This window comes from Granulicella sp. S190 (assembly GCF_009766095.1).
Taxonomy (GTDB): Bacteria; Acidobacteriota; Terriglobia; order Terriglobales; family Acidobacteriaceae; genus Edaphobacter.
In genome coordinates this window covers 417,048-435,783 of the sequence record NZ_LMUD01000002.1, presented here as the reverse complement: position 1 = coordinate 435,783, position 18,736 = coordinate 417,048, and the positions used below count along the sequence as shown (strand labels likewise).

The following is an 18,736-nucleotide window of genomic DNA, read 5'->3' as shown; positions in this document are numbered from 1 at the left end:
CCCATCAACCCTACTGCCATGCGTCAGTACGCAGAAGCATCGTGCGTATCGGGTCGTCCAGCCTGGCTCTTTGATAGAGAGCGATAAGTATTGTCGCAAACACGCCGATAACTCTCTTGAGAGCAAGCGTCTTGAACGCTATTTACCGTGCTGACTCGTGAGATCAAAGCTTTGTGCTTAATCGAGGAATTGCTTCTTTCCGCGCAGCCAATACTGCCGAGAAGACACGCTCTCGCGGTTTCTTCGCAGAAGAAGAGTCAGGCGTTCGGAATGAAGGCTAAACAAATGATGACAATATTGACCCTACTCATGGCAGTCTGCCTAATCGATCACGCGATCGCACAAACAACTCCTACTGCAACACAATCACTGCAACTCCTGGCCTTCACCGGCGGGACAGCCACCTTTACCGATCTAGAGAGAGGGGAAAATCTTGACGTCACCGCAGGAGTTGACGTAGCCCTCCTCACGTACCGATTCGCCAGACCAGCTTTCGAAATCCGCGGATCATATCCTGCGCAGGAAGGAACCATCAGCAGCCAGAAGAGCTTCCTCCTCGGCCCAAAGATCGGGTATTCGCTGGGTCGTCTCCGCCCTTACGCGAACTTCTTGATAGGTCGTGGCGCAATCGACTATCTCGAAGGCGGCTATGCTTTCGGAGACATTCGTTACATCACCTCAAATACCCTCGTTCTCTCACCCGGGGTTGGATTGGACTACCGTCTCGGACGCAATTTGGCTGTAAAAGTCGATTTTCAACATCAGCACTGGGACACACCTGCCGTTCCATCAGGCAGCATCAATCCGAAGTCAACCACCTTGGGAGCCGTTTACACGATCGACTTCAATCACAGGCGTTGGCACGATTGGTAGTCGCCTAACGTGGCACAGAACGGATAATCAGCATCAAACTCTGGACTCAACTCCTTTCATAGCGTATCTTTCTGCCGGAAGCCAAAATCTAGCAACCGGAGAGAACTATGTCTCGCTTGTTTCGTCGAGTATTACCGGCCCTGGCTGCATCGCTCGTCTTCACTCTTTCTGCGCCGGCCCTTATCGCTCAAGACGCCGCCGCCGGCCCGACCTGGTCACAGGAAGATACGCTTCGCATCGTACAAGAGGTTCAGAAAAAGCTCCGCAACCTCTCCACCTATGGAGTCTTCGACTGGATCACCTTCGGCATCCACGGCAAAACTCTCGTCCTCAAGGGTTATGCCTCTCGCCCTACTCTGAAGAGTGACGCCGAAAACGCGATTAAAGGTATCCAGGGAATCGAATCCGTCGACAATCAGATCGAGGTTCTTCCCTACTCCCCCGCAGATGATCGTGTTCGCGCCTCTGTCTACAACCGCATCTACACTCAACCGACATTAAGGAAATACAACGCCAACCAAGGCTCCCTTGGTCGTGCCATCGGACCTGGCGCTGGCATCGCACTCGCAGCAGGTGGCATCACCAACACACCACCGATTGGGTATCACGCTATACATATCATCGTAAAGAACGGGAATGTGACCCTCTACGGTGTCGTTCTCAATCAGATGGACTCCTCGATTGCGGGAGTGCAGGCAAACACAGCTCCCGGGGCCTTCAGCGTCGATAACGATCTAATCGTCCAAGGCTCCGCGTCAAAACCAAAAGAAAAGTAGTTTTACTCTAGGGGCCGGCTGGCCACCCACGCCGGCCCCCAAACCCACGTCCCTAAATCATTTCAAATAATAGGCTTACAGATAAGTGAGCGGATTCACAGATTAAACAGCTCTCTCAGACGTTTGGTCTGGGCGCGGCTCACAGGGATCTCGGTCTTCTGAGCGTCATCCATCCGCAGCTGATAGCTGGATTTGAACCATGGCACGACTTCCCGTATATGTTGAATATTCACCACATAGGATCGATGCGCCCGCCAGAATGTTTCAGGATCTAGCTGATCCATCAGCTCTTCCAGCGTACGGCAGTTCGAGTGGCCCTCAACCGTCCGCGTGACAACACTGATTGTGCCCTCTTCGATCGAAGCGAAGCAGATCTCGCGCTGATCCACCAGCAATAATCGGCTCTGCGCCCGAACGATTACCTTGCCCGAGCTCGCCTTCGGAACCTGCGTCTGCTCTTCTACCAGCCGTAGCAGCGCATCCAGTTTGGCATCACTTGCCGACTCCGCGGGAGTCACTAACCGGGCCTGGGCCTTTTCAATCGTTTGCATCACCCGCTTCCGATCAAAAGGCTTGAGCAGGTAATCAATTGCATTCACCTCGAAGGCTCGGACCGCATACTGATTGAACGCAGTAGCAAAAACCACCTGTGGCATCGGAACCTTGCGGTCCAGCAACTTCTTCAGGACGCCAAAACCATCCAGTCCCGGCATCTGTACGTCCAGGAATACAAGATCAGGCTTATGCGTCCGTATCAGCTCCACGGCCTCAATCCCATTAGTACCTTGCGCCAGAACCTCGACCCCCCCCGTACGCTCCAAGAGGTATTGAAGCTCTTGCCGGGCCAATGGCTCGTCGTCGATGATAAGGGCTGTCAGTGACATGCTCGCAACTAGTCACTATATACGCGCAGGCGAGCTGGCGCATGGTCCTCGGCAAGATCATGTCCACATTGCGTGCAGTACACATCCGTAATCTGGACTCCGCGAAAGCATCGTCCACACACAGGAGCAAGTTGAAATTGACATTGTGGGCAGAAGTGCACGCTGGAGGTGATCTCTGTACTGCAATGTGGACAAGGCATCAGCATGGGCTGACGTAGCAGGAAGTACACGACTGCCCCAATTCCACCTGGTAGTACTACCACAATGAGCATCCACAATCCGGCCGGCATTCGCCGCCGACGCACGTCGCGGCTTACATATCCCACCAACAGAACATAGCTCGCAAACGCCGTTCCCCACGAGTAACCCATCAACAACCGCATCGGTAGCAGCTCATGTTTGTGGTGCGGTAGCACGCCATGAAACAGGTACTGCACTGCTCCAAACACCAGGATCGCAAGCAGAACCGACCAGGTCGGAATCATGCTCAACTCATCCTCTCCCGCCACCACCGAAACCTGCGACCGATCCGGTCCCTGAGTCCAAAATCTCATCATCCAGCTACCTCACGCTTACTAGCACGGCGAAACAGCACCAAAGCGAGCAAAGCCATCGACACCGGAAAAAACCACAGACAGAGAACCAAGAACTGATTGCTTGCATCTGGAACGCCATTCGGAGTTACGTCGTAAGCATCCAGAGCACTCCAGACCGCCGTGCAGATAATGACGAAAAGAGAGGAACAAACGGCAACAGGAATTGAAATGCTTCGAATGCGGCTACGCCGGGCAGCCAACGTCTTAGCTCGCTCCCGCACCACACGATGAGTTCGATTGACCACAGAGGCACGAGCGCCCACATTAAGATCTCTCAATTCTTCACGTGGGAACGATCCAGAAGCATCCAGCAAAAACGGCTTATCGTGAGCATCCCTCATGCCCGGACCTCCGGAAGGGGGCGAGAGGAGCGAAGCTGCTCCATCTCCGGCTTCAACGCAGCCAATCCGCGGTATAACCTTGACTTCACTGTAGATAAAGGCGCCCGCGTCAACGTGGCGATCTCATCCAATGAGAGTTCTTCATAGAAACGAAGAACCAGGACCTCTCTGTAATTAGGTTCCAGCTTCAGCAAGACCTCGCTGACCTCAGCACAGTTCTCTCGAGATTGAAATTGCTCCAATGGTGAGGGCCCGGAGATCGCAACCTCAAAGGGGCGATCATCCTCTTTTCCCTCACTCATCTCGTCCAGACTCGCCATCACGCGCTTTCGAGAGAGGTCAATCACCAGATTTCTCGCAATAGTAAAGAGCCACGTGTCGAAGCGCGCTTTCCCGTTGTACTGAGCTCCTCGGAGCAGGACACGCATCCACGTCTCCTGGAAGAGGTCTTCCGCAACCTCGCGTTTTCCGGTAAGAAAAAGTAGATATCTCAGAAGCCGGTGCTGATAAAGCTCAATCAGCTCATCCAGAAGCTCCGCGCTCTGCTTCTTCAAGCCCTGGGCGATCGCCGCGTTTTCGCTTGATGCCTGAGCAGCAGAAACTGCCAGCGAGATGGAAGCAATCGGCATATCTCTTGAGACGATCTTTCGGTCCAAGAAGACTCGCTTTTTGCCAGTACGGTCCATAAAAAGAGTAATCCCCTTCCAGGGTGCCAGAGTTCTGCGAAACCGACCTTTACTCTCTCCATTCTAAAACTTCTCTCTTCTTTTGGTCGGACCGGTGAATCCGGGCGGTAGACTTGAGAGATGGAAGTTCTATATGGGGTGCATCCCGTGGAGGAGGCGATCCGATCCGGGGGGCGGCAGCTCGATCATGTCAGTGTCGCCCGGGAGCGCCGGGATGAGCGTCTGGAACGGCTGGTCGAACTCTGCCGAACAGCTGGAGTTCGAGTGTCGATGGAGTCGCGGGACCAGCTTACCCGGCTGGCTCGGACGGATGCTCATCAGGGCGTGTTGGCGGTTGTTCGGGAGCGTAAATTCCTGGGAATTGAAGATCTCTTGGCCACAAAGGAAGAGGGGAAACACCGGTTCTTCCTCGCTCTCGACGGCGTCGAGGATCCGCACAATCTGGGGGCACTGTTGCGAACAGCAGATGGCGCGGGTGTCGATGGAGTCATTCTGCCTGAGCGGCGTTCTGCCCCCGTGACTGCGACAGTCGCCAAAACCTCGGCGGGAGCTTCCGAACATGTGCGGATCGCCCGTGTTACGAACCTGGTTCGTGCTTTGGAGCAGATGAAGCAGAGACACGTCTGGGTTCTTGGACTCGACGAGCGCGGAACGCCAGACTACACCGAGTATGACTTCAAGGGTGATTGCGTTCTGGTGCTCGGACGCGAAGGTGCCGGGCTACACGATCTGGTCAAGAAGACCTGCGATCATCTGCTGCGGATCCCGATGGCAGGGCAGGTTTCGTCGCTCAATGTGTCGGTTGCAGGAGCGATTGTAATGTACGAGGCGATGCGGCAACGGCGTCAACTTGTAGCCCCGGCGGCTGCAAAAAAACCTGTGAAGGAACGTAAGGGACTGGGATCTTGAAGAGTTTTGCTGTTGTATCGGCCGGAGGCCGTTGGGTAGTTCTGGCGACTATGTTTGGAATTGGGTTGACTTACGCTAAGGCTCAAGAGGCTCCCCCTGCAAGCGATCCTGCTGCCCCCCATGGCAAGGTTCTGTTCAATCGAAACCAGGATTCTCCAGAGATAGAAAAAAAACCGACGCCGCCGGTGAATGAGGTGATAGCCGAGGTGAGCAACGAAGAACGCAACTCTCTCACTTTCACCTCGTATGACCTCGACGTTCATCTCACGCCGGCGCAGTCGAAGTTAGCAGTACATGCCAGATTTAGGGTGACAAACACCGGGAAGCAGCCTCTGACGAGGCTTGCGTTTCAAATATCTTCCGCGCTGACCTGGGAGAGTTTTTCCCAGCAGAGCGCGGGTCGGGTCGGACCGTTGACTTTTACCCAACATGTAATCGATACGGACGCGGATCACACCGGGAAGGCGACGGAGGCCGTAGTTTCTTTACCTCAGCCGATACAGCCGGGCACGACTTTCGAGTTGACCGGTTTCTACTCTGGAGAAGTGGTTCAATCGGCTGAACGGTTGGAGCGGATAGGCGCTCCTCTCGACCAGGCAGCTCACGCAGACTGGGATGAGATCAGCGCCGAACGGACGGCACTGCGCGGATTCGGAGATGTTCTTTGGTATCCGACGGCGTCCGCACCGGTATTTCTGGGTGATGGAGCGAAACTCTTCCAGACTGTAGGGCTTACCAAGCTGCGGCAGGCTTCTGCAACAGTTCACCTGCGACTGACAGTGGAGTATGTTGGCGATGCACCGGATGCTGTGTTCTTTTGCGGACGTCGCGAGCAATTGGTGAAGGTGAGTGAGAACCAGAATCTGCCTGTGGCTGAGTCTCCCGGCGTGGCTACGGCTGAATTCTCCGAACGCCTCCTGGGGTTCTGCGTGCCAAGTCTTTTTATCACCGACCGGGCAGGCACCGTGACTGACAATAGCCTGATCTCCGCGGTGACCGACCACTACGACGCTCTGCCGGGTTATGACGCGGCGTCAATGAAGGTACAACCGTTGCTAACGGAGTGGCTGGGTGCCGGCCCATTGAGAGTGCTCAACATCCTCGACCATGAGGGTCAGCCCTTTGAGGATGATGCTTTGCTGGTCGTACCGATGCGTGCCGCGACGCCTGATGTTTTGGCCCCTTCGCTGGTGCACTCGCTAAGCCACGCATGGTTCAGCTCGTCACATGTGTGGCTGGATGAGGGGATGGCGCAGTTTCTTTCTCTGCTTTGGATCGAGCAGGGGCAGGGGCGCGAGGTCGCCATACAGTACCTGCAAAAAGACGCGAACACGCTGGCCTTGGTAGAGCCTGCTCCGACTGCCAATCCCTCGAGCGCAGCAGTAACGGCCGATTCTGGCCAGAGCTTGATCCTTGCGAGTGACGATGTTTACTACCGGACCAAGGCTGCGGCTGTGCTGTGGATGCTGCGATCGCTTGTAGGCGATGATGCGTTGAAGCGTGCTCTGCAGGCTTACCGAAGTGACAAACTGGACAGCGACCCGAAGGAGTTCCAGCGAGTTCTGGAGAAGAGTTCGAAGCGAGATTTGGCGTGGTTCTTCGACGACTGGATATATCGCGACCGGGGATTGCCCGACCTTAGTATCGCCAATGTAACTCCGAGAGCTCTCGAAAAGATAGGCGACAAGGGCCACGGGTTCCTGGTGTCTGTAGAGGTGAAAAACGATGGAGATGCTGCAGCTGAAGTACCAGTGACCGTGCGATCCGGCACGCTGACAGCGACGCAGCGGCTGCGGATCGCAGGGCGTTCAAGCGCTTCCACTCGGATCGTATTTGAGGGTACGCCGGATGAGGTGCTAGTGAATGACGGAAGTGTGCCAGAGATTGCGGCGTCGGTTCATACACGACAAATCCAGGCACATTAGAACTGGCTTCTGCTCAGGAGTACTTTCCGTCAGATTGGCGCAGGTGCTTCAAGTGCGGAGTGTGCTTCAAGCTGGTCTATTGTGCCTGTTAGCGATGCGTATGTGCGATTGAAAGATGAGCCGAGGTATCGGTCCAGATTTGAGGCTGGCCCCAGGGGCGCGTAGAAGTCAGGTCGATACGGTAGGGGCCGGAGGCGCGATTGGTGGGTAGCACCTCAGCGAGGCCGTCGCCTAGTTGGGGGAGCGCTGTTGCCAGTGCCATCAGGCGAGCCGTAGAGGCCATTCCAGAGAGGTGGAAGGTACAGCCGGAGGCGTCGAAGCTGCCTTCCAGGATTGCAGGATCTTTGCCCCCTAAAGCGAGAGACGTCGGAGCCAATTGAAAGCCCTCACTGGCTCGAGCCGTCACCTTGCGGTGAGTGTTGGGAGCAACCGCAGAGGTGGAATGAAGGGAAACCTCGCCAGTGACCAAAGACGTGGGTCCGGCGTGGGGGTTGACGAGGCTGGCATTGGCTATAACAAGGGCACCCTGCCACGGCAAACCACCAGAGGCACTGGGAGCGTAGGAAAGATTTCCAGTGAGGGTGCCGGCCGTAGAGATGTCGGCGGGGACACGGGCGCTGGCGACGCGCAGCCAGTCGAGGAGGGTTCCAGCAGGAAGACCAGGTGTTCCGATCTGTAGACTTGCAGACTTTGGGGCTCGAAGGTCCGGAAGAGTGCCGGTGAGAGCGACCAGCGGAGGAGCATCGGATACCGGCCAACTACAGCGAAGGTCCTCAACGGCGCGGAAGTCTCCGGTTGCGGTCCCAAGGCACTGGAGGTCGATGTTCATGGGCTGAGCAGGAACGAAGTCGGCACGGCGCGCGTCAGTGAGGCGCAGGCGGGTTTGTATTTTGCTGTCACTGACGGTGCCCTGGGCGTTGGCAGTAAGAACCATCTCGCCGCGGAGACCCGCGTCGCGGCCGAGGAGAAAGCGGCTGGCCGAACCGAGAGGAACGTTGCGCCACTCGCCGCGCAGACTGATGGGAACCTGACCAAGAGAGGCGGCGCGGCCGAGAGTTCCTTCGAGTTCGAGAATGCCGGTGTCTGAGACGTCGGTATCGGTTCGGGTTGGGTGAGCAGAGAGTCGTAGATGCCACTGCTGCGGATCTGGCAGCCAAAGGGCGAAGTCGGCATCGGTTAGAGAGATTGGGGATTTTTCGCGATCAAATTTGAGATTCACGCGAGCGCCGGTGGCCTCGATGTAGGGAAAGCGCGGAGCCGGCCCGGCCTTCTTCTGAATTGTGGGAGCTGCGTCGATGTGGGCGGCGTGGAGAAGAATGCTCTCAAGATTCCACTTCCCTGCTGCGGTATGGACAAGGTTCACACTGGGCTCGGTGAAGCTGATGGTGGAGAACTCGACGCGTCGGCTCCAGAGGGAGCTGAGACGGAGGGTAGCGCGGACCGAGTTGGCACGAATCACAGGCTCGGAACCGAAGGCCGGATCTTCTTCTACGACGAAGTTTTCGAGCGTGAAGCCGGGGAGCGGAAGAAGGTTGAGAGAGACACTGTCGAGGTGGACAGGGCGCCCGAGGCTATCGCCGATGCTGGTGGCGATGCGGCGCTTATAGCGATTGACACTGATGTAAGGCGGCAACAGGATAAGCAGCATGATCGCAAGGACTGCGAAGGCCAAGTAAAGAAGGCGGCGCAGCGTATGTCTGCTTAGAGTGGGAGCAACATCTGCTTCCGCGGCTTCGCTGGAATAGACGTGGGGCTCGTAGGTGGGATTGGGTTCCTGCATGAACAATGGTCCGGCGCGGTGGGTACCGCGCCGGGATTACCTCTTATTTGATGAGATGGAACGTGCGCTTCCAACGTGTCTCGTCGAAGATGTGAAGGAGAATGTGGCCCATGAAGCCGATGCGCTCGCCTATGCTTTGCTTGTTGATCTGATCGGCAGGCGTCTGGAAAGACCAGTAGACGAAGAGGGGGCGGCCTACGATGTTCTCGCGTGGGACGAAGCCCCAGTAGCGACCATCGAGGCTCTCGGTGCGGTTGTCGCCCATGGCGAAGACCTTGCCTGGGGGGACGACGAGGTCGCCATCGACGATGTGGCTGGGAAGCTCGTAGGCCCAACTGGCGGTGACATTTCCGTAGTTGTCCGGTGGAACGGAGGGGAAGTCGTCGCGGTATGGATCGAAGGCGTGCTGGGGATCGCCGTCTGAGGAGGGCATGCCGGCTTGCGGCTCGTTTTGTGCGACGCCGTTGAGGTAGACGATGCCGTTGCGGAGGTGGATGCGGTCTCCGGGGATGCCGATGGTGCGCTTGACGAGGAAGAGATCAGGCTCGCCGGGCTTGAAGAAGACGATGATGTCGCCGCGGCGGACGTCGCGATAGTAGGTGAACGGCGCCCACTTTGCGGGCGGAGCGAGGGCGATGCGGTCGACCAGGACGTGATCGCCGATGAGCAGTGTCTGCACCATGGAGGCGGAGGGGATCTCGAAGTTCTGGAAGATGAAGGTCATCACGAAGAGACCGATGGCGAGGACGGTGCAGATGGAGGCGAGGGACTCGAGCGGAGTCTCGGCCTGCTCCTGCTCGACGACGTCTGGGGTGGTGGCTTCGGTTGTGGCGATATCGGGCAAGACTCTTCTCCAGTGGTCCTCAGATGCAGGTATCAGTGTATCGCTGATGGGAGGGGGCGGGCGGGGAGGTTTTCGAAAGGTGGCTGAAGCAGATTTGTTTCGTTTTTTTTGACTGTGGTGATGGGAGAGGATTTTAGCGTTTTGCAGGGGTTTTTTGAAAAAAGTGAGCGCGTAGAGGCGGTTTTTGGGTGGTGTCAGCGTGGTGGAATGCGTGGGGAACGTGGTGTTTTAGCCGTCACTTTTTGGGGTCTGAAAAATACGCCACGAACTTCAGATTTATTTTGCGCCAAGCTTTTGTAACGAACTAGCTGCTCTTTGAATGAAACGGCTCGAACTTTACTTGAACAGCCGTGCGCACCTTCGAAGCCGTTCCATTGATGAGAAACGGATTGTAGATGTACTGCTTGACGGCGTTGACCGCTGCGCTGCGCAACATCTCGGGGCCGCTAAGAACGACTACTTTTGTTACAGCACCGGCTGGGTCGATTTCAACGCCAAGGACAATCGTGCCTGAGACATGCGCCGCTGTGGCAAGCGGGGGGTACGGGGCATCGACGCGCTTAAGGAGATGGTCTTTTGCTATCTTGTCGTTGATCGTGGGAGGTCTTGCGTCTGTAGAAGCAGGCGCATTTTCAGATTCAACCGGGGCTTTCTGCTCGGAGGACTGAGCAGGGGAAGACGCACAAAACAGAGCAGCAGCGAACAAAATAGCAAAGGCGAACTTCAAATGAGTCTCCTGGCCGCCTGGAGTGACAGCCTAATTCACCGTAAGGGTGAAGGTTGTTGAAGCTGTGATCGAGGTATTTACGGAGTCGGTGCCGGTAAGGGTGAGAGTGTAGGTCGATATCGTAGCTGGCGGTGGTGTTGCGGTTGGTGGTGTGGTGCTGCCGGAGCCGCTGTTGCTTGACCCTCCGCAGCCTGCGAGACCGAAGCTGGCCAGCATCAAGAGTGCGAGGGGTAGAAGAATCAGCAGGCGAGCTTTACGTCTCCACCCTGCGAGTGAGCTGCACAGGAGCAGTCCGGCGTAGAACGCGACTCTTGGGGCTTTGGATGTGGGCTCCTGCTTCGCGGCAGCGCGTAACGTGAGCGGGCGCAGGCTCGGGCGGGCTGCGGGAGGTGCGGAGCTGCAGGCGGTGCCTACGCCGATGGCGAGTGTCTCCACAAAAATGTCCTGCAAGTCCTTCGCATTGAGGTTGCTGGTTGTTAGTGGGGCAATGGAATAGCACACCTTGGCAGTGCCATTCGTAGTTGTTGCCGCGAGTGACCAAGAGACTCTGCCACTGTAACCGCCGGCGGGTGCGGCCGAGATTTGAGTGGTCCCGGTGCTACCGTTGGCAACGGTGAGATTGCCGGCTGCAACAGTGAAGCTGCCCGTAGCCGTCACTGTACCTACCAAAAAGCTGTACGTTGCGACTGAAGGTGAGTGCGTTGCGTCGCCGGGATAGGCAACGATCATCACGTGAGAGCCGGTCGCGGCTGGCTGGGGGAAGGAATAAGTAACGGTTGAGCTGAAGTTTGATGGATTTGTCGACGGGAACGGAAGGGACGGTGCCACTACCGCGCCATCGAGGGATACCGAGACGCCACCGGTGGGAAGGAAAGCGGCGACGGGAGAGTATGTCGACGCTACGACGATCTGAACGGTAATGTCTCCGGGAGTATCAGTGCCTGCGGAATTGATCGAGATAGTGGTCGGCATGAGCTTCGTCGTTGCGCTCGGGGGTAACGCGTTCGCCAGCTGGCCGAAGTCAACGCTGCCTAATCCTGTGGCTTCGTCGTATCCCGGCGTTGCCGTGTAGTTGGATTCCCCTGGTGCGGCGCATGTAGCGTCACCCGAGACGCAGGCATTCGTACCAGAGACAATATCGTGAAAGACTGAAGCGTAGGATGCGGGGTTCGATGCGAGACCGTAGAGCGTTGGATTGATATTTCCTTGTCCGGTCTCTTGGCGCGCCTGATTAAGGATGGCTATGAGACCAGCGAAGATAGGAGTAGCGAAGCTGGTGCCGCCAGCGGTGGGAAAGTTAGTGTTACTGCCTCCAAGTCCGTTGGAGCAACTTGCCGTTTGCCCGTTTGAGTCTGTCAGGGACGGGTCACTGGAACATAAAAGAAAACCTGGAGCCTTAACAGAAGACTGAAGAGCGATATCGGGGAGTAAGCGGAACGCTCCTGAGGGTATACCGGGAACATTACTTTGCCATGTGGGACGAGAGAAGTGGGTGCTGATACCACCGCCACCTGCGGCAATACCGAACGACGGCGAATCTTCGTTCCAAACTACCTCTGGAACATAGGAGAGTAGAGAGCCAATCAAGTTCTCGCCTGTGGCGCTTGACCAGTACTGGCTGGATCCTGGGGCAAAGGTCCCCGCTGCCATCTGAGTGCCGCCGACTGCGGTGACGTAGGGGCTGGACGCAGGATATGAGACTGCGAGTGCCTGCTGTTGAGCTAGCGTGATACCGCCATCGGTGAAGGGCCCACACGATGTAGAGCCGCTGTCGCCTGCTGCAGCGACAAGAGTTTGACCTTGCGCTGCAGCCTGCTGAAACGTTGCATTTCCTTGATCGAGGTCTGTTGGACTAAGAAGCGCCTCACAGACTCCGTAACTGATGCTGACCACGGGTGCGATGTTCTGGTCGATGGCGAATGCCAAAGCATCGAAGACGTCGTAGTTCTGGTTAGCACCTACATAGACGAGAAAGATGTTCGCACTCGTGGCGATGCCGGAGGAGTATTCGAGGTCGATCTCTGATTCTCCCTGATCGCCCTGCGAGATGGCCTCGACGCCAGAGCCAGGAACCAGAACAAGGCTAATGTTGCCTGTAGAGCCTGACGAGACATTTCCTCTGAAGAGCATCACCTGAGAATAAAAATTGGTGTCCACATAAGACTGACCGACGATAGCAACGCTCTGGGAAGAACCCGTAAACCCACTCTGATAAAGAGGGATAAGGTCGTACATGGTCGCGATATCTTGCGGGCCGAGATAGTGGGTTTGAGTTGAAAGCGTGGTGTAGTCGGGTTGGGGGCGGGTGAGTAGTTTGACGTTTGGTTTGGGACGGAAGTTTGAGAGGTGGAGGACGGCTGCTGTGACTGAGGCTAACTCTGTGGGAAGCGTGAGGTCGGCGGCGGGGGCAAAGTGTTGTTCGCTGTCTACCTGATAGTTGTGCAGTTCGGTGCCGAAGGCTGCTTGTACTTCGGCGGCGGTGCCAGAGAAGGTGATGCGGTCGCGGCTGCGGGAGGTGCTGTCGATGTGGAAACCCTGTGATTGCAGCCAGGTTTCCGTCGTGGCGAGGTCCTCGTCTGCCATGCCGAAGCGGGCGGCGAAGGTGTCGGGCGTGAGCCAGCGGTGATAAAGCGGGGAAGAAGGATTTTGCTGCGCGGTGAGAAGCTCCTGCAGGGCGTTTTCCTGCTCAGCGGAGCGCTTGAAGACAAGCGTGATGCCGGAGATGGACATCTGGGGGGACACTGCGCCGAGATCTTTTCCGCGGCTAACCTGCGGGGTGCGAGAACCTATGAGCGCGGCCCTGCCGGTGGCCGCGATGGCCCTGGTGAGTCTTGGAGCTGGGGGGTGGGCGGGGGCTTGGGCAAAGGCAGAGAAGGAACAAAACAACAGGACCGTCAAAAAGAACGGCGGAACGACTCGGCTAATCCGCTTCATACAGGGTGATCAATCTTTCCAGGACCTAGGTGATTTTGGGACTGGAAGAGACCTTAGCACAGAGTGGCTGGGGAGTCACCGGACAATTTGGAAGGTTCGGCCCCAACGGGCGAAGTCGACGAGGGAGTCGAGCTTGCCGGCGCGCTGGCAGCTGGTATCCTCAGCATTCGGAATGTCTGATGTCTCCTACTTCACGCTTCGCGCGAATGCCCACATCTCAGATGTCGAGATATGGGCATTCGGTGGAGGGGCGAGTTGGTCGCGCCCCTCCGCTACTGCTGCGCTGCCGCCAGAAGACGAACTTTCCTGAAGGCTACTGCTGGGTTACCTGTTTCCACAACATAAGACCATCGCCTTCTTCACCATATTGGATAGCACAGTTGGGATTTTCCGAATTATTCTCGCAACCTTGATCCCAGAGGAGCGCCCACACGGTGTCGCCTGACGAGACCAGATTGACGGTCTCAAGGGTTTGAAACTTGGTGGTGTCCTCGTTCCATCCGTAAACCAACCCGCCGCCATTGTTGTATGTGGCGTAATAGGTGATGAAGACGGGGTTGTTGGACGAGAGGGGGGCCGAGTAATCCACCACCACATTGCCATTGCTAAGCGCAGCGCAAGTGGGCCCCGGGAAGGAGGTATTGCCGGAGAGGTGGCCGGTATATCGGCCTGTGCCCGCCCAATTATTCCAGGAAGAGGATCCGAGCGTTTGATGGGTTACCCAAAGCTGATCGTCCGTGCCGTAGGCCACGGCCCAAAGGCTATCCGCCGCATTGTTCAGACAAACAGCGGGTCCCGTCGTCGATAACCCACCGGCGAAGTTTGTGGGGGATGACCAATTGCCCTGAGGGTTTATATAGGTACCATATATGCGCTGGTCGTTTCCCGACCCCCGGTAGGTCACGAAGACATACTGCGAACCCGTGCCGATCTGCGCTGCGGATACGGCCAACCCGGGTTGAGTAGTCTGGCCCGGAATGGGGAACCATGTGCCCGAGGTGTGGCTAGGATCACTGACGAAGGTGTAGTAGATTTTACTGTCCGTGCCAGTCTGCAGGACGATGAAACTGTCCGTTCCCCAGGGAGCCACCGCCACACCGGCCTTGGTCGTGGTCGTACTGACCTGGAAGGGAGTACCGTGGTTGTACGACATCCACACTGGCTGGGGGTCGTCCTGCCCTACCCAGACATCGAGCAGGTTGCCATTCGAATCCCTGGCTTCGCTGAGACCAAATGACGCGAAAAGGGGCTTGTTGCCCTCAAATGTTTCAACGGTGTAGTGGTCAGACTCGTTTGGTTGTCCCTGGCCGAATGCTTGCGAGGCCGAGGCGATTACCGCGAGGGCCGCAAGAACGACGATGGCGGAGGTCCGCCAGTGCTTCAAACTAGACTGCTTGTGCATGATGTGTATTGCTCCTGGAAAGCTGTGAGATCGGTGATTCTCTCCCCAGCGGAGGCAGAACTGCCCGTCGCGAGGAGGTGTTATCCCCCCAGCTCACTTTATTTCTTAGGGTGAGCTTCCCACACGGGATCATGACCCCTTGCAGGGTCAGGGAGGGTCACCGTCTTGAGCTTATGTCCAATTATATCAACACTTATAGGGCTCCGCAACAGTTTTCGCCAGCGACCAATTGGGCAGGATGACGCTTAATATGATGGCTCGATGCGCTCGAAATGCCAGTTCGATTTGGATACGAGCTAGCGGACGATTTGGAAGGTTCGGCCCCAGCGGGCGAAGTCGACGAGGGAGTCGAGCTTGCCGTTGCGCGGGCGGCTGGGGTTGGCGGCTTCGGCGGATTGGGTGAAGCTGCCGCCCTGGTCGGCTTCGTGGGGCTGGAGGGAGAAGTAGATGACGAGGGGTTTGCCGACGATGGCTTCGCGGGGAACGAAGCCCCAATAGCGGCTGTCTTCGCTGTCGTTGCGATTGTCGCCGAGGACGAAGTAGTTGCCGGTGGGGATGATGAGCTCGTTGTTTTCGATGAGGGAGCGCATGCGGATCCACCAGTGGGAGTCTATCTCGGGGTCGGCGGACTGGAGGCGGGGGAAGTTGTCGCGGAAGTTGTCGGGCGGGCTGGCGCGGTAGACGGCGTAGGGCTCGGTGAGGGCACGACCGCTGATGTAGACACGGCCTTCGCGGAGACGGAGGTGGTCTCCGGGGAGGCCGATGACGCGCTTGACGAGGTGGAGGGAGGCGTCGACGGGGTCGTGGAAGACGATGACGTCGCCGCGGTGTACGGCGGCAGCGGGGAGGAGGGTGCCTGCGCCGTCGGGGGCTGCGGCCTGCTTGTCGACGAGGAGGAAGTCGCCTACCAGGAGGGTGGATTCCATGGATTCTGACGGAATGCGGAAGGGTTGGACGCAGAAGGTGATGATGAAGATGGCGATGACGATGAGGTAGAGAAGGGACTGGAGAGCGGTGAATACGCTGGGATGGTCGTGATGGGGGTGTTGACTGCGCTGTGTTGGGACGGGGTTCAAGGCTCGGGGGCGGGATTGTTGAGCTTCGGAGGTCGCGGTTTGGATGTCGGGGTTGCTGACGGCGGCGGGTTGGGTCATTCAACCACCTCCGGGGTTACGTCGAGCGCGGCGGATTCAGCAACTAGGCGGCCTTCTTCTAAAAGGCGCTCGAAGGCGAGGCGGGCGGCAGCTTGCTGGGCCTGCTTCTTGGTGGAGCCTTCGGATTCGGCGAGGGCGCGGGAGCCGCCGGATTTGTCGTCGATGCGAACTTCGACGCGGAAGCGCTTCTGATGATCGGGGCCGCTCTGGTCAGTGAGGACGTAGTGAGGCTGGCCGGCGCCTGTGGCCTGAAGGTGCTCCTGCAGGGCGGATTTATGATCGCCGATGGCTCCGCTGAAGGTCTTGCTGCCACCGAGGGCGAGATGGAGGTCAGGAAGCGCGGGTTCGATGATGTGCTTTTCGATGAAGGCGCGAGCGGCAGGGAGGCCACCGTCGAGATAGAGAGCGGCGATGACGGCTTCGAGGGCGTTGGCCAGGAGGGCGGGCTTTTTGCGGCCGCCACTCTGCTCTTCGCCGCGGCCGAGGCGGAGGAGCGAGCCGAGATCGATGCGGGCACCGACTTCGCCGAGGTGGCGGCGGCTGACGAGGGAGGCACGGAGGCGCGTGAGTTCCCCTTCGCGCGAGGAGGGGAAGCGGCGGAAGAGGGATTCGGCGACGGCGAGGCCAAGGACGGCATCGCCGACGAACTCGAGCTGCTCGTTGTCTGCGGTGGGGTCGGGGAGGGTTTCGGGGTTGGTTTCGTAGGCGAGCGAGCGGTGGGTGAGAGCCCAGGTGAGGAGGTTGGGACGCTGGAAGACGTGATCGAACAGGGCCGGGGGGGCGTCGTTCGAGTGTGATCGTCCGGTCTTCCTGTAACGCGTCGTCATGGACTCCCCTCGGCTCTACTTTACCGGACAGAGGCGGCTGAGCGCTGGAGCTGTTTTGGTTCGTTTGCGCGAGATGAATCCACTTGGTATCGAACGGCTCTGGTGGATTTAGCTCTGGCAGCCTGCCTCACCCGCCGCAGCTAGTGTGGGGGCGGGGGGCGGTAGGCTTCCTTTTCAGCTTTGCCGCTGGGGTCGAGCGGAGCGTCGTCATCGTCGTCCTGTGCCTGGTGCGCGACCTTTGGAGCGACGAAGGGCTGTTTGATTCCATTTTCTGCGGCGGCTTTGGTGTCGGGCTGGGCGTCGCGGACGGTGAGCGCGGCCTGGTACTCGGCTACGGCTTTCTTACGATCGTCCTTTACGTCGTAGAGGCGGCCGAGGTAGATGTGCGACCAGGCGAGGGTGCGGGGATCCTTTGAGGAGTCGAGAACCTCCTGGAAGTCGGCGAAGGCCTCTCCCGGCTGGCGCTGCATGAGGTTGACGCGGGCGAGGACGTAGTGGGCCTGGGCGTGATCGCCTTTAGGATCGGCGAGAACCTTGTTGGCGATGTCTGAGGCTCCGGCGAGATCGCCTTTGAAGATTTTCTCCTCGGCGAGTTGCAGGCCGGTGAGCTGCTGCGGGGCGCGACGCAGAACATCGCGGCTGCCTGCGGGAAGAAAGGCGATCTGCTGGGCGTGATGACGTTCGCGCTCGACATCCATGCCGTAGACCATCTCGCCCATGTACTCCTTGAGGCTGACGGACTCATGCTCCATCTGACCGAACTGGTTGTAGAAGTATTCGGTGAGTACCCAGCCCTGACGCATGGAGAGATCGACTGCCTTGCGGCGGATGGCTTCGGCCTCATGATCGTAGGAGGTTATGGCAGCGTTGTACTGCTCGATCTCGACACGCTCCTTCACGGCAGTAGGCTTGACGGGCTTCGCGAGACCTACATCCATGGTTCTGGCTTCGACGGCCTTGATCATGCACTCGGTGATGAGGGGCACGATCTCGGTCTTGTAGGTGTATTCGAGAGGCGCATCCTGAACGCCTTTGAGCAGAGGCTGGAGGCGCTCCATGGCCGAGGCGCGGGAGTAGACCAGCGGCTCGATCTCGTAGTGGAGATAGATGTGGCGAATGTCGTCCATGTGGACTGCGCCGAGAGGCTCGGCTGCGGGCGAGGTGGCGACGATGTAGTCGTTGGAGTAGATGCGGGCGTTGGTGGTGGAGGGAGCGAGCATCGGCTCCAGCAGGACGAGGAAGCGACGACCGTCGTAGCTGCTGACCGGCAGATGGAGATAGATGTTGGTGTTGAGAATGAGTCGCGTGAGGGGATCGTGGACGCGCTTGAGGAGGTCTTCATAGTCCGGCCGATGTTCGACCCAGATAGCGTGGAGATGGACATCGTCGGCGAACGTTCGGAGCAGAGGGAGGATGTTGACGACCTGGGTGGAGTCCGGGGGGAGCTCGGTTTCATCGACGGTAGGGGTGAGGCTGGGCGGCGGCGAGAGGTAGAGAGCCAGCGAGATGTACTGCGCGAGATTGAGGCTGGCATCGTTGAGGGTGTGCTCGCGGACGTAGCCGCAGAGAGCGTCCCGGCTGGTGCGAGCGGGCTCAGAGGCGGCAACCTCCGTGTTGATCTCATCCCGGATCTGACGGCGCACCGGGGCGGAGTTGGACAGGTCTGTGTCGTAGCCACAGACGTTCAACGCGACGGCCAGATCAAAGAGAGGCTCACTGGTTTCGAGGGTGATGGCAGATCCGCCAGCTTCAGGTTGGGCGATGCGAGGCGCGGACTTGGCGGGCGCTTCTTTCGTGACGGTCGCGTCGTGTGCCGCGTCGGAGCTGCTACTGCTCGACGAACTGGACTGCGCCATGACGGCAAGTGGGCTGAGGAGAAGAGAGGACGCGAGGCACAGGAGAGAGAACACTGGCTGACGATGAACAGACGATTTTGCTGGAAGGGACACGATAATAGATTCGACGCTCCCGTGAAGTTTATGGGAGCGGGGGGAGGGGTGGCAACCTGCTCGAAGTCTCGTTAGCTGACCGTTTGATTCGGCGGCGCTTAATACCAGCCACAAAAGCTGCTCTAGGGG

Annotated in this window: 17 protein-coding genes; 5 read left to right on the top strand and 12 right to left on the bottom strand. The window is 58.1% G+C overall.

Translation table 11 applies throughout. From position 1 onward, the window contains the following. Positions 1–270: 270 nt before the first annotated feature. The gene (locus GSQ94_RS01685) at positions 271–873 is read left to right on the top strand and encodes a hypothetical protein (protein ID WP_158941568.1); all 603 of its coding nucleotides are present in this window, start codon (positions 271–273) and stop codon (positions 871–873) included. 107 nt (positions 874–980) lie between these two features. After that, a complete protein-coding gene (locus GSQ94_RS01680) occupies positions 981–1,649 on the top strand; it encodes a BON domain-containing protein (protein WP_158941567.1) in 669 nt (222 codons plus the stop codon). Positions 1,650–1,744: 95 nt separating this feature from the next. On the opposite strand, the gene GSQ94_RS01675 is transcribed toward GSQ94_RS01680, so the two are convergent. From GSQ94_RS01675 to GSQ94_RS01660, 4 genes are read right to left on the bottom strand one after another with little or no spacing between them, the layout of a single operon-like run. Continuing rightward, positions 1,745–2,533 carry a LytTR family DNA-binding domain-containing protein gene (locus tag GSQ94_RS01675; protein WP_158941566.1) on the bottom strand — a complete coding sequence of 263 codons (789 nt, stop codon included), beginning with the start codon at positions 2,531–2,533 and terminating at the stop codon, positions 1,745–1,747. A gap of 8 nt (positions 2,534–2,541) precedes the next feature. After that, positions 2,542–3,090 carry a zinc ribbon domain-containing protein gene (locus GSQ94_RS01670; protein WP_158941565.1) on the bottom strand — a complete coding sequence of 183 codons (549 nt, stop codon included), beginning with the start codon at positions 3,088–3,090 and terminating at the stop codon, positions 2,542–2,544. Further along, positions 3,087–3,470 (bottom strand): hypothetical protein, encoded by a 384-nt coding sequence (locus GSQ94_RS01665; RefSeq protein ID WP_216842982.1) that lies wholly within the window; start codon positions 3,468–3,470, stop codon positions 3,087–3,089. The genes GSQ94_RS01670 and GSQ94_RS01665 overlap by 4 nt, the downstream gene beginning before the upstream one ends. Then, entirely contained in the window at positions 3,467–4,099 is a 633-nt protein-coding gene (locus GSQ94_RS01660; protein WP_158941564.1) for an RNA polymerase sigma factor, read from the bottom strand. The genes GSQ94_RS01665 and GSQ94_RS01660 overlap by 4 nt, the downstream gene beginning before the upstream one ends. A 177-nt stretch (positions 4,100–4,276) precedes the next feature. Here GSQ94_RS01660 and rlmB point away from each other — a divergent pair, with 177 nt between their 5' ends. Together rlmB and GSQ94_RS01650 are read left to right on the top strand one after the other, a co-directional pair. Next, positions 4,277–5,065, top strand: coding sequence for a 23S rRNA (guanosine(2251)-2'-O)-methyltransferase RlmB (gene rlmB, locus GSQ94_RS01655; RefSeq protein ID WP_158941563.1), 789 nt, complete (start codon positions 4,277–4,279; stop codon positions 5,063–5,065). Between the two features lie 65 nt (positions 5,066–5,130). Continuing rightward, the gene (locus GSQ94_RS01650; RefSeq protein ID WP_158941562.1) at positions 5,131–6,990 is read left to right on the top strand and encodes a M1 family aminopeptidase; all 1,860 of its coding nucleotides are present in this window, start codon (positions 5,131–5,133) and stop codon (positions 6,988–6,990) included. An 88-nt stretch (positions 6,991–7,078) separates the two neighbouring features. Here GSQ94_RS01650 and GSQ94_RS01645 read toward each other — a convergent pair whose 3' ends face one another. The 4 genes from GSQ94_RS01645 to GSQ94_RS01630 form a co-directional block, all read right to left on the bottom strand. Continuing rightward, a complete protein-coding gene (locus tag GSQ94_RS01645) occupies positions 7,079–8,770 on the bottom strand; it encodes an AsmA family protein (protein WP_158941561.1) in 1,692 nt (563 codons plus the stop codon). A 43-nt stretch (positions 8,771–8,813) separates the two neighbouring features. Beyond that, positions 8,814–9,614, bottom strand: coding sequence for a signal peptidase I (lepB, locus tag GSQ94_RS01640; RefSeq protein ID WP_158941560.1), 801 nt, complete (start codon positions 9,612–9,614; stop codon positions 8,814–8,816). Between the two features lie 304 nt (positions 9,615–9,918). Continuing rightward, on the bottom strand, positions 9,919–10,341 hold the full coding sequence (locus tag GSQ94_RS01635; protein ID WP_158941559.1) for an energy transducer TonB: 423 nt from the start codon (positions 10,339–10,341) through the stop codon (positions 9,919–9,921). A gap of 30 nt (positions 10,342–10,371) precedes the next feature. Next, complete coding sequence (locus tag GSQ94_RS01630) at positions 10,372–13,275, bottom strand: S53 family peptidase (RefSeq protein ID WP_158941558.1); 2,904 nt, start codon at positions 13,273–13,275, stop codon at positions 10,372–10,374. 172 nt (positions 13,276–13,447) lie between these two features. On the opposite strand from GSQ94_RS01630, the gene GSQ94_RS01625 reads away from it, so the two are divergent. Beyond that, on the top strand, positions 13,448–13,585 hold the full coding sequence (locus GSQ94_RS01625; protein WP_158941557.1) for a hypothetical protein: 138 nt from the start codon (positions 13,448–13,450) through the stop codon (positions 13,583–13,585). 3 nt (positions 13,586–13,588) lie between these two features. Here GSQ94_RS01625 and GSQ94_RS01620 read toward each other — a convergent pair whose 3' ends face one another. From GSQ94_RS01620 to GSQ94_RS01605, 4 genes are all read right to left on the bottom strand, one after another. Beyond that, the gene (locus GSQ94_RS01620) at positions 13,589–14,677 is read right to left on the bottom strand and encodes a hypothetical protein (RefSeq protein WP_158941556.1); all 1,089 of its coding nucleotides are present in this window, start codon (positions 14,675–14,677) and stop codon (positions 13,589–13,591) included. 296 nt (positions 14,678–14,973) lie between these two features. Next, positions 14,974–15,831, bottom strand: a complete 858-nt coding sequence (gene lepB / locus GSQ94_RS01615) for a signal peptidase I (RefSeq protein ID WP_158941555.1) — start codon at positions 15,829–15,831, stop codon at positions 14,974–14,976. Beyond that, positions 15,828–16,658 (bottom strand): ribonuclease III, encoded by an 831-nt coding sequence (gene rnc / locus GSQ94_RS01610; RefSeq protein WP_158941554.1) that lies wholly within the window; start codon positions 16,656–16,658, stop codon positions 15,828–15,830. The genes lepB (GSQ94_RS01615) and rnc overlap by 4 nt, the downstream gene beginning before the upstream one ends. Positions 16,659–16,798: 140 nt before the next feature. Next, a complete protein-coding gene (locus tag GSQ94_RS01605; RefSeq protein WP_254063531.1) occupies positions 16,799–18,607 on the bottom strand; it encodes a tetratricopeptide repeat protein in 1,809 nt (602 codons plus the stop codon). Positions 18,608–18,736: the final 129 nt, after the last annotated feature.

What these genes read in the sequence shown, in the direction of transcription:
- GSQ94_RS01685 (WP_158941568.1), top strand. Translation starts at nt 271, where the DNA reads ATGAAGGCTAAACAAATGATGACAATATTGACCCTACTCATGGCAGTC.
- GSQ94_RS01680 (WP_158941567.1), top strand. Translation starts at nt 981, where the DNA reads ATGTCTCGCTTGTTTCGTCGAGTATTACCGGCCCTGGCTGCATCGCTC.
- GSQ94_RS01675 (WP_158941566.1), bottom strand. Translation starts at nt 2,533, where the DNA reads ATGTCACTGACAGCCCTTATCATCGACGACGAGCCATTGGCCCGGCAA.
- GSQ94_RS01670 (WP_158941565.1), bottom strand. Translation starts at nt 3,090, where the DNA reads ATGATGAGATTTTGGACTCAGGGACCGGATCGGTCGCAGGTTTCGGTG.
- GSQ94_RS01665 (WP_216842982.1), bottom strand. Translation starts at nt 3,470, where the DNA reads ATGAGGGATGCTCACGATAAGCCGTTTTTGCTGGATGCTTCTGGATCG.
- GSQ94_RS01660 (WP_158941564.1), bottom strand. Translation starts at nt 4,099, where the DNA reads ATGCCGATTGCTTCCATCTCGCTGGCAGTTTCTGCTGCTCAGGCATCA.
- rlmB (WP_158941563.1), top strand. Translation starts at nt 4,277, where the DNA reads ATGGAAGTTCTATATGGGGTGCATCCCGTGGAGGAGGCGATCCGATCC.
- GSQ94_RS01645 (WP_158941561.1), bottom strand. Translation starts at nt 8,770, where the DNA reads ATGCAGGAACCCAATCCCACCTACGAGCCCCACGTCTATTCCAGCGAA.
- GSQ94_RS01630 (WP_158941558.1), bottom strand. Translation starts at nt 13,275, where the DNA reads ATGAAGCGGATTAGCCGAGTCGTTCCGCCGTTCTTTTTGACGGTCCTG.
- GSQ94_RS01625 (WP_158941557.1), top strand. Translation starts at nt 13,448, where the DNA reads ATGTCTGATGTCTCCTACTTCACGCTTCGCGCGAATGCCCACATCTCA.
- GSQ94_RS01620 (WP_158941556.1), bottom strand. Translation starts at nt 14,677, where the DNA reads ATGCACAAGCAGTCTAGTTTGAAGCACTGGCGGACCTCCGCCATCGTC.
- lepB (WP_158941555.1), bottom strand. Translation starts at nt 15,831, where the DNA reads ATGACCCAACCCGCCGCCGTCAGCAACCCCGACATCCAAACCGCGACC.
- rnc (WP_158941554.1), bottom strand. Translation starts at nt 16,658, where the DNA reads ATGACGACGCGTTACAGGAAGACCGGACGATCACACTCGAACGACGCC.